Origin of the sequence: Micromonospora sp. NPDC049175 (genome assembly GCF_043197345.1) — a bacterium.
Classification (GTDB): domain Bacteria; phylum Actinomycetota; class Actinomycetes; order Mycobacteriales; family Micromonosporaceae; genus Micromonospora.
This window is the reverse complement of record NZ_JBICSY010000022.1, coordinates 1-1,603: the sequence shown is the minus strand read 5'-3', so window position 1 is coordinate 1,603 and position 1,603 is coordinate 1. Positions and strand designations below refer to the sequence as shown.

Annotated in this window: 1 rRNA gene and 1 other annotated feature (1 of these 2 cut by a window edge); the gene reads left to right on the top strand. The window is 55.8% G+C overall.

The features are described from left to right. Positions 1–1,397 (top strand) — a sequence feature (mutual gap in cmsearch alignment for this rRNA model is longer than 100) (it extends 1,637 nt beyond the left edge of the window). 85 nt (positions 1,398–1,482) lie between these two features. Next, positions 1,483–1,599, top strand: a 5S ribosomal RNA gene (gene rrf / locus ACGFH8_RS35075). Positions 1,600–1,603: the final 4 nt, after the last annotated feature.

Sequence of the window (1,603 nt, the reverse complement as noted above, 5' to 3'; positions counted from 1 at the left end):
CATATAGGCTGAGACGTGATGCCGAGCCGATTCAGGTGAAGTCAGTGATCCTATGCTGCCGAGAAAAGCCTCTAGCGAGTTCTTAGCGGCCCGTACCCCAAACCGACACAGGTGGTCAGGTAGAGAATACCGAGGCGATCGGGCGAACTGTGGTTAAGGAACTCGGCAAATTGCCCCCGTAACTTAGGGAGAAGGGGGGCCGGAGACGTGAAGCCCCGCGCGGGTGGAGCGTTGTATGGCCGCAGAGAGCAGGGGGAAGCGACTGTTTACTAAAAACACAGGTCCATGCGAAGAAGTAATTCGATGTATATGGACTGACGCCTGCCCGGTGCTGGAACGTTAAGGGGACCTGTTAGCTCTTTCGGGGGCGAAGCGGAGAACTTAAGCGCCAGTAAACGGCGGTGGTAACTATAACCATCCTAAGGTAGCGAAATTCCTTGTCGGGTAAGTTCCGACCTGCACGAATGGCGTAACGACTTCCCCACTGTCTCAACCACAGGCCCGGCGAAATTGCAGTACGAGTAAAGATGCTCGTTACGCGCGGCAGGACGGAAAGACCCCGGGACCTTTACTATAGCTTGACATTGGTACTCGAATTAGCTTGTGTAGGATAGGTGGGAGCCGGTGAAGTCCATACGCCAGTATGGGTGGAGGCAATCTTGAAATACCACTCTGGTTGATTTGGGTATCTAACTTCGGACCGTTATCCGGTTCAGGGACAGTGTCTGGTGGGTAGTTTAACTGGGGCGGTTGCCTCCTAAAAGGTAACGGAGGCGCCCAAAGGTTCCCTCAGCCTGGTTGGCAATCAGGTGTTGAGTGCAAGTACACAAGGGAGCTTGACTGTGAGACTGACAGGTCGAGCAGGGACGAAAGTCGGGACTAGTGATCCGGCACTTGCGAGTGGAAGCGGTGTCGCTCAACGGATAAAAGGTACCCCGGGGATAACAGGCTGATCTTCCCCAAGAGTCCATATCGACGGGATGGTTTGGCACCTCGATGTCGGCTCGTCGCATCCTGGGGCTGTAGCAGGTCCCAAGGGTTGGGCTGTTCGCCCATTAAAGCGGTACGCGAGCTGGGTTTAGAACGTCGTGAGACAGTTCGGTCCCTATCCGCCGTGCGCGTAGGATACTTGAGAAGGGCTGTCCCTAGTACGAGAGGACCGGGACGGACGAACCTCTGGTGTGCCAGTTGTCCTGCCAAGGGCACGGCTGGTTAGCTACGTTCGGAAGGGATAACCGCTGAAAGCATCTAAGCGGGAAGCCTGCTTCAAGATGAGGTATCCCACCCCACTTTGTGGGGGTAAGGCCCCCAGCTAGACGACTGGGTTGATAGGCCGGAAATGTAAGCCCGGTAACGGGTTCAGTTGACCGGTACTAATAGGCCGAGGACTTGACTACTAAGCTGCTACGCGTCCACTGTGCAACTCTGAACGAGCGAACACCCGTGATGTGTGTCCGGTGTTGTTTGATATGTTCATAGAGTTACGGCGGTCATGGCGGAGGGGAAACGCCCGGTTACATTCCGAACCCGGAAGCTAAGCCCTCCAGCGCCGATGGTACTGCACTCGTGAGGGTGTGGGAGAGTAGGACGCCGCCGGACAATC